The organism is Olsenella sp. oral taxon 809 str. F0356 (assembly GCF_000233535.1).
GTDB lineage: Bacteria > Actinomycetota > Coriobacteriia > Coriobacteriales > Atopobiaceae > Olsenella_I > Olsenella_I phocaeensis.
This window is the reverse complement of sequence record NZ_JH376563.1, coordinates 1,521,331-1,533,380: the sequence shown is the minus strand read 5'-3', so window position 1 is coordinate 1,533,380 and position 12,050 is coordinate 1,521,331. Positions and strand designations below refer to the sequence as shown.

General features: G+C 68.5%; 12 protein-coding genes and 1 pseudogene. 8 read left to right on the top strand and 5 right to left on the bottom strand.

Annotation, left to right across the window (positions count from 1 at the left end; genetic code table 11):
• Nucleotides 1-3: 3 nt before the first annotated feature.
• The 5 genes and pseudogenes from aroC (at nucleotide 4) to HMPREF1008_RS10250 (ending at nucleotide 4,704) form a co-directional block, all read left to right on the top strand.
• A complete protein-coding gene (gene aroC / locus HMPREF1008_RS06895) occupies nucleotides 4-1,152 on the top strand; it encodes a chorismate synthase (protein WP_009279142.1) in 1,149 nt (382 codons plus the stop codon).
• Nucleotides 1,153-1,155: 3 nt separating this feature from the next.
• Nucleotides 1,156-2,301 carry a bifunctional chorismate mutase/prephenate dehydratase gene (locus HMPREF1008_RS06890; protein ID WP_009279141.1) on the top strand — a complete coding sequence of 382 codons (1,146 nt, stop codon included), beginning with the start codon at nucleotides 1,156-1,158 and terminating at the stop codon, nucleotides 2,299-2,301.
• Nucleotides 2,302-2,496, top strand: a pseudogene (locus tag HMPREF1008_RS10900) (shikimate kinase); the annotation flags it as partial.
• Nucleotides 2,497-2,894: 398 nt separating this feature from the next.
• A complete protein-coding gene (locus HMPREF1008_RS10895; protein ID WP_009279140.1) occupies nucleotides 2,895-3,593 on the top strand; it encodes a shikimate kinase in 699 nt (232 codons plus the stop codon).
• A 118-nt stretch (nucleotides 3,594-3,711) separates the two neighbouring features.
• Nucleotides 3,712-4,704 carry a type II 3-dehydroquinate dehydratase gene (locus HMPREF1008_RS10250; protein WP_009279139.1) on the top strand — a complete coding sequence of 331 codons (993 nt, stop codon included), beginning with the start codon at nucleotides 3,712-3,714 and terminating at the stop codon, nucleotides 4,702-4,704.
• Between the two features lie 83 nt (nucleotides 4,705-4,787).
• On the opposite strand, the gene HMPREF1008_RS06875 is transcribed toward HMPREF1008_RS10250, so the two are convergent.
• The gene (locus HMPREF1008_RS06875; protein WP_009279138.1) at nucleotides 4,788-5,387 is read right to left on the bottom strand and encodes a 5-formyltetrahydrofolate cyclo-ligase; all 600 of its coding nucleotides are present in this window, start codon (nucleotides 5,385-5,387) and stop codon (nucleotides 4,788-4,790) included.
• Nucleotides 5,388-5,478: 91 nt separating this feature from the next.
• Between HMPREF1008_RS06875 and HMPREF1008_RS06870 the strand changes: the two genes are divergently transcribed.
• The 3 genes from HMPREF1008_RS06870 to HMPREF1008_RS06860 all read left to right on the top strand — a co-directional run bounded on the left by HMPREF1008_RS06870 (nucleotide 5,479) and on the right by HMPREF1008_RS06860 (nucleotide 7,897).
• Complete coding sequence (locus tag HMPREF1008_RS06870; RefSeq protein WP_009279137.1) at nucleotides 5,479-6,228, top strand: M48 family metallopeptidase; 750 nt, start codon at nucleotides 5,479-5,481, stop codon at nucleotides 6,226-6,228.
• Nucleotides 6,229-6,345: 117 nt separating this feature from the next.
• Nucleotides 6,346-7,395, top strand: a complete 1,050-nt coding sequence (gene trpS, locus HMPREF1008_RS06865) for a tryptophan--tRNA ligase (RefSeq protein ID WP_009279136.1) — start codon at nucleotides 6,346-6,348, stop codon at nucleotides 7,393-7,395.
• A 157-nt stretch (nucleotides 7,396-7,552) separates the two neighbouring features.
• Nucleotides 7,553-7,897, top strand: coding sequence for a hypothetical protein (locus tag HMPREF1008_RS06860; protein ID WP_156797622.1), 345 nt, complete (start codon nucleotides 7,553-7,555; stop codon nucleotides 7,895-7,897).
• A gap of 119 nt (nucleotides 7,898-8,016) precedes the next feature.
• Here HMPREF1008_RS06860 and HMPREF1008_RS06855 read toward each other — a convergent pair whose 3' ends face one another.
• The 4 genes from HMPREF1008_RS06855 to argF all read right to left on the bottom strand — a co-directional run bounded on the left by HMPREF1008_RS06855 (nucleotide 8,017) and on the right by argF (nucleotide 12,017).
• The gene (locus tag HMPREF1008_RS06855; RefSeq protein WP_009279134.1) at nucleotides 8,017-8,385 is read right to left on the bottom strand and encodes a hypothetical protein; all 369 of its coding nucleotides are present in this window, start codon (nucleotides 8,383-8,385) and stop codon (nucleotides 8,017-8,019) included.
• Nucleotides 8,386-8,442: 57 nt separating this feature from the next.
• Nucleotides 8,443-8,817: an MmcQ/YjbR family DNA-binding protein gene (locus HMPREF1008_RS06850; RefSeq protein WP_009279133.1), complete on the bottom strand. Its 375-nt coding sequence runs from the start codon at nucleotides 8,815-8,817 to the stop codon at nucleotides 8,443-8,445.
• A gap of 132 nt (nucleotides 8,818-8,949) precedes the next feature.
• The gene (locus tag HMPREF1008_RS06845; protein ID WP_009279132.1) at nucleotides 8,950-10,536 is read right to left on the bottom strand and encodes a YfcC family protein; all 1,587 of its coding nucleotides are present in this window, start codon (nucleotides 10,534-10,536) and stop codon (nucleotides 8,950-8,952) included.
• Between the two features lie 485 nt (nucleotides 10,537-11,021).
• Nucleotides 11,022-12,017, bottom strand: coding sequence for an ornithine carbamoyltransferase (argF, locus tag HMPREF1008_RS06840; protein WP_009279131.1), 996 nt, complete (start codon nucleotides 12,015-12,017; stop codon nucleotides 11,022-11,024).
• Nucleotides 12,018-12,050 lie beyond the last annotated feature (33 nt).

Sequence of the window (12,050 nt, the reverse complement as noted above, 5' to 3'; positions counted from 1 at the left end):
GGGATGCCTTCGAGCTTTGGCAGCGCGCTCAGGGTGAGCGTCTTCGGCCAGTCGCATTCCGAGGCCATCGGCTGCGTGGTCGAGGGGCTCCCCTCGGGGCTCTTGGTCGACATGGACGCACTGGGCCGCCTCATGGCCCGCCGCGCGCCTGGCCAGGGGCCCTGGGCGACGCCGCGCAAGGAGGCCGACCTCCCCCGCATCGTGTCCGGCCTCAACGCCGACGGCGCGACCTGCGGGGCGCCCCTCGCCCTCGTCATAGAGAACACCAACACGCGCTCGGGGGACTACGACGAGCTGCGCCGCGTCCCCCGTCCGGGGCATGCCGACCTGCCGGCCCAGCTAAAGTGGCACGGCAACCAGGACGTCCCGGGAGGCGGCCACTTCTCCGGACGCCTCACGGCCCCCCTCTGCGCCGCGGGCGGCATCGCCCTGCAGGCCCTCGCCACGCGCGGGGTGCGCGTACGCGCCCACCTTGCCGAGGTCGCGGGCGTCAGGGACGAGCCCTTCGAGGCGCTCGACAACTCCCCCGACGCCCGCGCGAGGCTGCAGCGGCAGATGGACCGACTCGAGGGCAGGCGCGGGCTGCCCGTGATAGATGACTCGGCTGAGGGGGCCATGCTCGCCGCCATCGATGCGGCGCGGCGCGGCCTCGACTCCGTGGGAGGCGTGGTGGAGTGCGTGGCCACGGGGCTCCCCGCAGGGATGGGCTCGCCCATGTTCGACGGGCTCGAGAACTCCATCGCGCGCGCGGCCTTCGGCATCCCCGCCGTCAAGGGCATAGAGTTCGGCCGGGGCTTCGGCGCCGCCCGCCTGCGCGGGAGCGAGGACAACGACCCGTACCGCCTCGAGGGGGGACGGCCCGTTCCCTCCACCAACAACGCCGGTGGGGCGCTCGGGGGCCTCTCCACCGGGGCGGCCGTGCTCTTCCGCCTCGCCGTCAAGCCCACCTCGAGCATCGGCCGCCCCCAGGACTCCGTCGACCTCGTCTCGGGCGAGCCTGCGCGCCTCGGCGTGAGGGGACGCCACGACCCGTGCATCGCCCCGCGCGCGGTGCCCGTCGCCGAGGCCGTCTGCGCCTTGGCGCTGCTCGACTCATGGCTCGCCTTCCCCCCCGAGGGCGCGCAGTTCTCGCTTGGCGAGGGAAGGGACTAGACCATGGAGGACCTCGCCCGCCTGCGCGAGCGCATCGACGCCATAGACCACCAGATGCTCGCGCTCTTCCAAGAGCGCATGGACTGCGCCGAGGGCGTGGCCGCCTACAAGAGGGAGAGGGGCCTTCCCATCCTCGACCGCTCGCGCGAGCGCAGGGTGGTCGCCTCCGCCGCGGCCGAGGTGCCACCCGAGCTGAAGTCATACGCCGAGGTGCTCATGCAGCTCCTCATGGAGGCGTCGCGCATGCGGCAGGGGGAGCGCAACTACGACACCGGCCCCATCCTGGACCGCGTCGACGCCGCGCTCAAGGACGGCCCGGGCTACTTCCCCCAGGACGCCTACGTCGCCTGCCAGGGCGTCGAGGGAGCCTTCTCCCAGATGGCCTGCGACCGCCTCTTCAAGCACGCCGACATCAGCTTCTTCGACAGCTTCGATGCGGTCTTCCGCGCCGTGGAGGAGGGCTACTGCGAGTTCGGCGTGCTCCCCGTCGAGAACAGCACCGCCGGCTCGGTCAACCAGGTCTACGACCTCATGATGCGCCATGACTTCAAGGTGGTGCGGAGCTGCCGGCTCAAGATCGACCACAACCTACTCGCCAAGCCGGGCTGCGGACTCGAGTCGATCTCTGACGTCTACAGCCACGAGCAGGCGCTCAGCCAGTGCGAGGGCTTCCTCTCGTCCCTCCATGGGGTCCGCACCCACGTGGTGGAGAACACGGCCATCGCCTCGAGGATGGTCGCCGAGTCGGAGCGTGACGACGTGGCCGCCCTCGCCTCGCGCTCCTGCGCCGAGCTGTATGGGCTCGACACGCTCGCTCGCAGCGTCCAGGACCGTGACAACAACTACACGCGCTTCGCCTGCATCACGAGGGACCTGCGCATCTACCCCGGCGCGGACCGCAGCTCCCTCATGCTGGTCGTGAGCCACGAGCCCGGCTCCCTCTACCGCGTGCTCTCGAAGCTCCATGCGCTTGACATCAACATCCTCAAGCTCGAGAGCCGGCCCATCCCCGACCGCGACTTCGAGTTCATGTTCTACTTCGACGTCGAGTGCCCCGTCGGGGCGCCCGAGCTCCGCCGGCTCCTCCTGACCCTGGGCGACGTCTGCGACGAGGTCCGCTACCTGGGAAGCTACTCGGAGGTAGTGTAGGTGGCGGCCGGGTCGGGCGGTCGCTTCGGCCTCCTGGGTAGGAGGCTCGGCCACAGCTGGTCGCCCACGATCCACGCGGCGCTGGGGCTCCCCTCCTACGAGCTCTTCGAGCGGGAGCCCGAGGAGCTCGACGACTTCCTCCTCCTCGGTGGCTGGCAGGGCCTCAACGTGACCATCCCCTACAAGAGACGGGCCTTCGAGCTCGCCGACGAAGCCACGCCCGAGGCGCGACGGCTGGGCGTGGCAAACACCCTCGTGAGGAGGGGCGGGCGCATCCTCGCCCACAACACCGACCTCGCCGGCTTCGCCTGGATGCTCCGACGCTTCTGCCTGGAGCGGCTGGGAGGCGAGCCCGAGGGGATCCTCGGCGGCCGCGAGGCGCTGGTGCTCGGGTCCGGGGGTGCGAGCCAGGCCGTGCAGGCCGCCCTCGCCGACGCCGGCGCCAAGGCGGTGGTCGTCTCGCGCACGGGAGAGGAGCGCTACGACGGTCTCGCCGGGAGGCACCCAGACGCCGCGCTCGTGGTGAACGCCACGCCCGTCGGAATGTATCCCGACTGCCCCGCAAGCCCGCTGGACGGGGGGAGCTCGGTCGGATGCCGGGGCTCAGGGGCGTGCTCGACGTCGTCTACAACCCCCTCAGGACGGGCATCTGCCTTGCCGCCGAGCGCCTGGGGCTGCCCTGTGCCACCGGGCTCCCCATGCTCGTGGGCCAGGCGCTGCGTTCCTCCGAGCTCTTCCAGGGAAGGCCGATCGACGAGGGGCTCGCACGCGCCGTGGAGGGCGAGGTCATGCGCGCGAGCGCCAACGTCTGCCTCATCGGCATGCCGGGCGCGGGGAAGACCACGGCCGGCCGGGCGCTCGCGCGCCTCCTCGAGCGGCCCTTCGTCGACCTGGACGACGCCCTCAGGATCGAGCTGGGCATGTCCGCCGCGGAGCTCATCTCGCTCAGGGGCGAGGAGGCGTTCCGGGAGGAGGAGACCAAGGTCGCGCGCAGCTACGGAAGGCGCTCCGGCCTGGTCATCGCCTGCGGGGGCGGCATCGTCACGAGGGAGCAAAACTACGGGCTCCTGCACCAGAACGCGAGCATCGTGCTGCTGGAGCGCCCCCTCGACCAGCTCTCGAGCGCGGGCCGTCCCCTCTCGGGCGCGCGGGGGGTCGAGGCGCTCGCCCGGGAGCGCGACCCCCTCTACCGCCAGTGGGCGGACCTCTCCATCCGCTGCACTGGCAGCGCGGCGGGGGACGCGCGCCTCGTCGCCCGCCTGCTGGGGCTGCTTCCGCCCACCGCCCCCTAGCCCCGCTCGCGCGCAAGGTGCCACGGCACCCTTCCTTTGTGGGCTAAAGTCTGTATGTCGCACCGTCCGACGGCGAGCGCCCTGCCGCCATCGGACGAAGGATCAGGGAGGTTCGCGCATGACCAGCAGGGAGACGGCGTCTGAGGTCCTCGACCTCGTGGGGGGCACCCCCAACGTGACGGCAAACACGCTGTGCATGACGCGCCTGCGCCTCGTCGTGAGGGACCCATCCCTCGTCGACAAGAACGCGCTCTGCAAGGTCGAGGGCGTCCTAGGCATCGTGGGACGCGGCAGCGACGGCATCGAGGTGGTCTTCGGGCCCAACTCGGTGGGCCAGGTCTTCGAGTCCTTCGCGGAGCTCACCGGGCTGCCCGCGAGCTACGAGACCCCCTTCGCGGACCTCAGCCATGGCGGGAGCCCCCTGCAGGTGAGCTTCACCCCCAGTAGGCGCTCCTCCCACCCCGACGTGGCCACGCCCGCGGCGGACCCCGTCCCCCGTCAGGTCGAGGCTGCCGTCGGCGAGCGTCACTCCCGCCCCAGCTTCAGCGACCCGGCCTTCCACAGCCACCAGGCCGAGGGCGCCGATGAGATCGAGGCGCTCCTGAGCGGCATGGATGACGCGCCCCAGGCGGATGACTTCGACGGCTACGAGGACGAGGACGGCCCCCGCCTCCTGGTCATCAACGGGCCCAACATCAACATGCTGGGCATCAGGGAACCGGGCATCTATGGCCGGGAGGACTTCGCCGCCCTCCTCGAGCTCTGCGCGGACGCGGCTCGCGAGGAGGGGTTCGCCCACTGCGACTGCTACCAGTCAAACCACGAGGGCGACCTCGTCGACGCCATCCAGGACGCCTACGGGAGCGCGGACGGCATTGTCATCAACCCAGCGGCCTACACCCACACCTCGATCGCCCTGCTCGACGCGCTCAAGGCGGTCGGCATCCCCGCGGTCGAGGTCCACATCTCGAGGCTCGAGGAGCGCGAGGACTTCCGCCGGCGCTCCTACGTGCGCGCCGCCTGCATCGAGACGGTCTCGGGCATGGGGATAGGGGGATATCGCGAGGCCATCCGCATCCTTGCCGACCACCTGGGCATCACCCGCGGCTAGCCGCGGGACGGCCGGGGCAAGGAGGTCTGGCCAAGGGGCGCACCCCTCTCGGTCGCGCCCGGCTCGCGTCTCCCGCGCCCTCCCTACCAGCGACGGCAGCTCCAGACCGCGCCGTCGCTCACCAGCACGTCGACGGCTATGTCGTGCTCGTCTGCGGGAAGGGGGTTCCCGCTCACCTGCATGCTGTGGGCGAGCCCCACCTTCGTGCCCGGGTACACGGCGAGGAAGTTGTCGTAGTAGCCCGCGCCGTAGCCGATCCGGTATCCGTCCGCGTCGAACACGAGACCGGGAACGAGGCAGACGGAGCCCAGCATCTGCCGAGCGGTGAGCGCCTCCCCCCGCGCCGGCGGCTCGAGGGCGCCGCGCGCTCCGGGGCGAAGCCCGTCGAGGCTCGTCACCTCGAAGAACTGGAGCGACACCGACCCGGGCACGCATCGCGGCAGGGCGACGCGCTTCCCGTCCGCCCAGGCGCGCTCCATGATCGGGCGGGTGTCTATCTCGTCCCTGAAGGGAACGTACGAGAGCAGGAGCTGCGCCTCGGCATAGGCGGGAAGGGCCAGGAGGTGGGCTCGTATCTCAGCGTCCAGGCGCTCGCGATGGCTTGGCGCAATCCGGTCACGAATCGCCAGGTAGCCCTCCCTCAGAGCGCTCTTGCTGGCATCCTCGCCGTAACTGCTCGCCATGGTGCTCCCCTCTCGCCTGCCAACACTACAATATTGGCACATCGCGCAGCCTGATGCGCATGCGAAGCGCCATGGAAACCGAAGGGGGCATGTGTCCACCAGCAGAACGCTCGAGGTGGACGGGCTGGAGGTCGAGCTCGTTCGGGGAGGCGTGCGTCGCGTCAGCCTCAGGGTGAGGCCCGACGGCAGCGTGCGCCTGAGCGCCCCGTCGCGGGTGCCGGCGGACGAGCTCGCCCGCTTTGTCCGTGCCCATCGGGCCTGGGTGGACGGTTGTCTGGAGCGCAACGGACTCAGGGACAGGGCCGAGCGGGAGCGCTGGCAAGACGGCGGCGCGCTCGACCTCCTGGGCGAGCGGGTCACCCTCAGGGTGGAGCCGGCGGCCGGACGGCACACCCAGGTCGAGAGGGTCGCGGGCGAGCTCGTCGTCCGTCCGCACGCGCCTCGGCCGGACGACCTGGGCAAGCCTGGCCTCGCCGATTGGCGGCCCGCCGGCGAGGAGCTGCGCCAGCTCCTCCTTCCCTGGCTCAAGGGGGAGCTCAAGGAGGCCGCGCTCCCCCTCCTGGAGCGCCGGCAGGCGGAGATGGGGGTCCGCTGCAGCCTGCTCCGCGTGCGCTGGATGAGCAGCCGCTGGGGCTCCTGCAACGTCCGCACCGCCGCCATCACCCTCAACACCGAGCTCGCGCTGCGACCCCTCGCCTGCCTGGACGCCGTCGTGGCCCACGAGCTCTGCCACCTCCTCGAGCCCAGCCACGGCGCGCGCTTCTACGCCCTCATGGACCGCTGGTGCCCCGGATGGCCCGAGGCGCGCGCCGTCCTCAGGGAGAGCCCGCCCATGCGCTAGCCGCCGCACGTCGGCAGCCAGTCGGGACGCGACGGCCGCCCTCGCGTCCCGCTGGCGCTGGCCTGGGGCCTTGCCGTACCATAGGGGAGTTTGCAGACACGACGCGAGGGAGCACCCATGCCCAACGAGGGAAGCTACGAGGCCGCGCTCAGGCGCAGCGACCAGATACAGGAGGACCTCGAGGCCCGCCCCCAGAGCTACAACATGCTCACGGGCGACCGGCCCACCGGCAGGCTCCACCTGGGCCACTACTTCGGCACCATCCGCGAGCGCGTGCGCCTGCAGGACATGGGCGTGCGCACCAACATCATCATCGCCGACTACCAGGTGATCACCGACCGCGACAGCACCGAGCACATCCAGGACAACGTCTTCAACATGGTCATGGACTACCTCGCCTGCGGGATCGACCCCCAGAGGACCATGATCTTCGCGCACTCCGCCGTCCCCGCCGCCAACCAGCTCATGCTGCCCTTCCTCTCGCTGGTGACCGAGGCCGAGATGGAGCGCAACCCCACCGTCAAGGCCGAGCAGGAGGCTTCGGGCCACGCGCTCACCGGGCTCCTCCTCACCTACCCCGTGCACCAGGCCTGCGACATCCTCTTCTGCAAGGGCAACGTCGTCCCCGTGGGCCGCGACCAGCTCCCCCACATCGAGGTCACCAACAAGATCGCCCGCCGCTTCAACGAGCGCTATGGCAAGGTGTTCCCCAGCGTGGCGGGACTCCTCACCTCCACCCCCCTGCTCCCGGGCCTGGATGGTCGCAAGATGAGCAAGAGCTATGGCAACGCGATCTCGCTCTGCATGAGCGCGGACGAGACCGCGCGGCTCATCAAGAAGTCCAAGACCGACTCGGAGCGCAACATCACCTTCGACCCCGAGGCGCGCCCCGGCGTGGCGGCGCTGCTCACCACCGCGGGCATCTGCACGGGCCGCGACCCCAAGGAGATAGCCGACGAGATTGGCATGGGCGGCTCCGGCCAGCTCAAGAAGTACGTGACCCAGGCCGTCAACGACTACTTCGCCCCCATCCGCGAGCGAAGGCACGCCTTCGAGCAGGACCTGGACTACGTGAGGGACGTGCTGCGCGACGGCAACGCCCGCGCCAACGCCATCGCCGACCAGACCCTCGACGAGGTGCGCGAGGCCATGGGCATGGTCTATTAGGACCTCGCATCCCCACGCGCCGGCAACCCTCCCGCCCCGCGCCAGTCCTCGGACATCGACGCGGGGCGGGACTTTTTTCTGTGCGACTCCCCCACCCGCGACGCGCAGGTGTTCCCGTCCCACCCCGCTGCTAGCCTAAGGGTCAGTTGCAGTACAGATGTTCGTATCTGTGGAGAGGGGCGCAGGAGCCGTGTACGTGACGCCACCCCACGAGGAGGACCGCGCCTACGTGGCGGTCTCGTTCTTCGTGGACACCAACGGGAACCAGGAGTTCACGGCCCTCCACTGGCCCTACCAACCCCACGCCTGCAGCCTGCAGGTGACTTCCACGAGGGAGGTCTCGCCCGCGCCACGACCGGGGGTGCGCCCCTTCCGGGCTTGGGAGCTCGTGCTGGGGCGCAGAGGCGCGAGGCGCACCGTCTTCTTCGAGGACGGCCGCTACTTCGTGCGGAGGGGCCACCTCAAGCCCTTGGGGGCCGAGGTGCAGCTTCGGCCCGCCTAGCCTCACGTAGGGCGGCAAGGGCCATAGAAGCCGAGGGGTACCCCGCCCCAGCACGCTCGAGCGAGATACCCCTCGTGTCGTCCAGTTGCCTGGGCGTCAGGCCATGGGCAACAGGCGGCCTACAGGACGGGGCGGCCGTGGCGCGCCAGGAGCTCCTGGGCGGCCGTGCAGGCGGCGCAGTCGCAGTAGCGGGCGCCCTCGGCCTTGCGCTCCTGCTGGTGGACCAGGAGCTGGCCTGCGGCCTCCTCGCCGAAGAGCTCGCGGGCCGGACCGGACGCGAACGCAATGACCTCGTCGATGGTGGTGTGATGCTCGTCCAAGGCGTCCAGGAGGAGCTTGGTCTGCGCGTCGAGTGCCTCGTCGTCGATCCCGCCCGCCACGGCGTCCTTCCAGGTTTGGGCGGCCTTCAGCGTGCCCTCGGAGCTCGACGAGGCGGCGAGCAGCTCGTCCACCTTCTGGGCCGTGTAGTCGAAGAGTTCCTTGTCCATGTCGTGTCCCCTCTCGTTCGGTCTGCTTGCTTGTGCTTAGATGCCCGAGTCCCCGGGTCACCCGCGCGGAAAAGAGTCGGGGTCGACGGGCCTCAGCCTCTTGGGGAGCTTGGACACCACGAGAAGGTAGGAGTCGGTGACCAGCCTCCTGACCAGCGCCTCGTCCAGGTCCTCCCCCGCCCTCAGGCTCACCCAGTGCCGCTTGTTCATGTGGTAGCCGGGTGTGATGGAGGGATACGCATGCGTGAGCTCGAGCACGTCGTCCGGCTCGGCCTTGAGGTTCACGAGCTGTCCGCCGTGGTCGGTCAGGAGGGCGAACCACTTGCCGCAGACGCGCACGTCCTCCCATCCGTCAGAGAAGCAGCCCGCCACGCTCCCAGGCAGCTCGAGCGCGCTGTCAAGGGCCACCCTGTAGAGCTCCGCATCGGTCATGCCCCTCCCCCCTCCGGCCCCACCCGAGGAAGGGCGGCGGCTTCCAGAAGCATAGGCCCGAGGAGGTTCCCGCACAAGAAGGGAGGGCGCCCAAGGGACGCCCTCCCAGCCGAAGCACGATGTGGGTCTGACCTACGCGGCCGCGGGGATGGCCAGCATCGCGATGGCGAGGATGACCATGGAGGCCACGGCGATGGTCGCGACGACCTTGATCGCGAACTTGACCCAGGTGCCGTACTCGATGCGCGAGAGGGCCAGGCCACCCATAATCGCGCCGTTGGTCGGGGTGATCAGGTTCACGGCGCCGGAGGCGGCGGAGAAGATCATGATCATGACCGCGGGGTTGAAGCCCAGCTTGACGGCCAGGGGCCCCATGATGGGCATGGAGACGGTGGCCATGCCGGAGGTCGAGGGGATGAGGAAGGACAGGACGAAGTAGAGCAGGTAGGAGCCGATGGTGAAGACGATTCCGGAGGTTCCGGAGAGGCCCTCGGCGGCGGCGTTCAGGAAGTAGTCCGAGAGACCGGTGGAGCTCATGAGGACGGAGACGCCACGGGAGACGGCGATGATCAGGACGACGGACATCATGTCGCCGGCGCCGGCCATGAACTCGTTGACGATCTCGTGCTCGGAGAGGCCGCCCACGATGCCGATGATGATGGCGAGGAGCAGGAACCAGGTGGTGGACTCGGCGAAGTACCACTGGCCGAGCGGAGTGCCGGTCAGGAAGGCGGACCAACCGGCGTTGTCGGTAACGGAGGAGCTGAGCTCGCCGGTGACGGACTCGGGGCTGAGCGTCAGGTCACCGAGCTTGTCGCTGCTGTACTGCTCGACGATGTCGGCGGCGGTGACCTCGGTGGTCTCGTCGTGAGAGGCGGAGCCGGCCACGAAGGCGTCGACGCCGAGGTCCTCCCAGGGCACGAAGCCGATGATCATCACGAGGAACGCGGCGGCGAAGAAGACCAGGACGCCCTTCTGCTTGCCGGTGAGCTCGGCCTTGACGGCCTCGCCCTCGCCCGTGCCATAGGACTCCTCGGCGGAGGCGAGCTCGGAGGAGCTCATGAGGGTGCGGGAGGGATCGGCCTTGACGGACTTGGCGTACTGCAGGACGAAGAAGACGGCGATGGCCCAGGTGACGAGCATGAGGACGAGGCCAAGGCCGATGACCACGGCCTGGTCGACGGCGATGCCCATGTCGACCAGCGCGGAGGAGGCGATGCCGGTGGCGAAGGGGTTGACGGTCGAGCCGAGGCAGCCGACGCCGGCGCCGAGCAGGATCATCATGGCGCCCGTCAGGGAGTCATAGCCGGCGGCCATCATGGTCGCGGAGAGCAGGGCGTAGAAGCCGACGGTCTCCTCGCAGAAGCCGTAGGTGGAGCCCAGGACGGCGAAGAGCAGCATCAGGATGGGGATGAGCTTGAGCTCGTTGCCGTTCATCTTGCGCACCAGCGCGTTGATGCCGGTGGTGAGGGCCTCGGTCTTGTTCACGATGCCGAGGAAGCCGCCCAGGACGATGACGAAGAGGCAGACGTCAATGGCGTCGCCGAAGCCCTTGACGGGAGCCATGACGAAGTCCGCCAGGGTGGCGCCGGTCACGGCGTCGGTCGACCCGGAGAGGATGACCGTGATGACGGCCACGACCGCCAGGAGGATGAAGATGATGGAGAAGGACGAGAGCATCTCCCTCTTCTTCTTAGGCTGCGCTGTCGAATCTGACATGACCGCAACTCCTTTCGGCGTCCAAGACGCCTGTCGTATGGAACAGAAAACCTTACGAAACCAAAACTGAACAGAAATCCCGCAAGTTCTCCCAAGATTGTACAAATCTTGAATGCGGGGGCAAATCGGCAAAGGGTGAGCGTTATTCAATAGTCCCCGAATGGTATGACGCTGCCAGTCATCTTTAACAAGAACCCTTTGCCAGATTTCACACCCTTTCAAGCTCATGGACTACTGGACTTAGGGCAACAAAGTCGCAGTTTGGACGGGGTAAGGACCTTGCTCTGACCAAAAGCGAAAGACAAGCGACGCTTCTGTATCCACATATGCTCCACAATCAACAAACTGCATATATTCGTGAATCTAAACGTCGCATCGCAAAGAAAAACTGATAGGACGGCTGCAAAAAAGTAAGGGAGGGGACCTTCTCCCCCCACCAGAAAAAACCTCCCCGCCAAATGGCGGGGAGGTCGGGGCGGAGCCGTCTAGCAGAGGGTGGCGTACATGACCGCCTTGATGGTGTGCATGCGGTTCTCGGCCTCATCGAAGACGCGGGACTGCGGCCCCTCGAAGACCTCGTCGGTGACCTCCATCTCGGTGATGCCAAACTCCTCGGCGACCTCCTTGCCGTGGGTGGTGTTGGTGTCGTGGAAGGAGGGCAGGCAGTGCTCGAAGATGGCGGTGGGCTTGGCCTCGGCCATGAGCTCCTTGGTCACGCGATAGGGCGAGAGGAGCTTGATGCGCTCACCGAAGAGGTCGTAGGACTCACCCATCGACACCCAGATGTCGGTGTAGAGCACGTCGCAGTCCTTGGCGCCCTCGTGGGGATCCTCGGTGAGGACGACCTCGCAGTGGTTCTGCGCGGCGATCTCGCGGCAGGTGGCGACGAGCTCGTCCTCCGGCATGCGCTCCTTGGGTCCGCAGGCGCAGAAGTTGATGCCGAGCTTCGCGCAGACGACCATGAGGGAGTTGGCGACGTTGTTGCGGCAGTCGCCGAAGAAGGTCAGCTTGCGGCCGCGGAGGTCCTGGCCGAACTCCTCCTGGGCGGTGAGGATGTCAGCGAGCATCTGCGTGGGGTGGAAGTCGTCGGTGAGGCCGTTCCACACGGGCACGCCGCTCTTCTCGGCAATCTCCTCGACCTGGGCCTGGCTGAAGCCGCGGTACTCGATGCCGTCGAACATGCGGCCGAGGACGCGGGCGGTGTCCTCGGTGGACTCCTTGTGGCCCATCTGCGATGAGTTGGGGTCGAGGTAGGTCACGCCCATGCCGAGGTCGGAGGCGCCGACCTCGAAGGCGCAGCGGGTGCGCGTGGAGGTCTTCTGGAAGAGGAGGACGATGTTCTTGCCCTCGAGGTAGCGATGGGGCACGCCGGCGCGCTTCATGTCCTTGAAGTTGGCGGAGAGCTTGAGAAGGTAGCGAATCTCGTCGGAGGAGTAGTCGAGGAGCTTGAGGAAGCTGCGGCCGCGGAGGTTGACGCCCATGCGTTGTCCTTTCTGTCTGCCGGCGGCCTCATG

What these genes read in the sequence shown, in the direction of transcription:
- HMPREF1008_RS06845 (WP_009279132.1), bottom strand. Translation starts at nt 10,536, where the DNA reads ATGTCAGATTCGACAGCGCAGCCTAAGAAGAAGAGGGAGATGCTCTCG.
- HMPREF1008_RS06855 (WP_009279134.1), bottom strand. Translation starts at nt 8,385, where the DNA reads ATGGACAAGGAACTCTTCGACTACACGGCCCAGAAGGTGGACGAGCTG.
- argF (WP_009279131.1), bottom strand. Translation starts at nt 12,017, where the DNA reads ATGGGCGTCAACCTCCGCGGCCGCAGCTTCCTCAAGCTCCTCGACTAC.
- HMPREF1008_RS06890 (WP_009279141.1), top strand. Translation starts at nt 1,156, where the DNA reads ATGGAGGACCTCGCCCGCCTGCGCGAGCGCATCGACGCCATAGACCAC.
- HMPREF1008_RS10250 (WP_009279139.1), top strand. Translation starts at nt 3,712, where the DNA reads ATGACCAGCAGGGAGACGGCGTCTGAGGTCCTCGACCTCGTGGGGGGC.
- HMPREF1008_RS06860 (WP_156797622.1), top strand. Translation starts at nt 7,553, where the DNA reads ATGTTCGTATCTGTGGAGAGGGGCGCAGGAGCCGTGTACGTGACGCCA.
- HMPREF1008_RS06875 (WP_009279138.1), bottom strand. Translation starts at nt 5,387, where the DNA reads ATGGCGAGCAGTTACGGCGAGGATGCCAGCAAGAGCGCTCTGAGGGAG.
- HMPREF1008_RS10895 (WP_009279140.1), top strand. Translation starts at nt 2,895, where the DNA reads ATGCCGGGGCTCAGGGGCGTGCTCGACGTCGTCTACAACCCCCTCAGG.
- HMPREF1008_RS06850 (WP_009279133.1), bottom strand. Translation starts at nt 8,817, where the DNA reads ATGACCGATGCGGAGCTCTACAGGGTGGCCCTTGACAGCGCGCTCGAG.
- trpS (WP_009279136.1), top strand. Translation starts at nt 6,346, where the DNA reads ATGCCCAACGAGGGAAGCTACGAGGCCGCGCTCAGGCGCAGCGACCAG.
- aroC (WP_009279142.1), top strand. Translation starts at nt 4, where the DNA reads ATGCCTTCGAGCTTTGGCAGCGCGCTCAGGGTGAGCGTCTTCGGCCAG.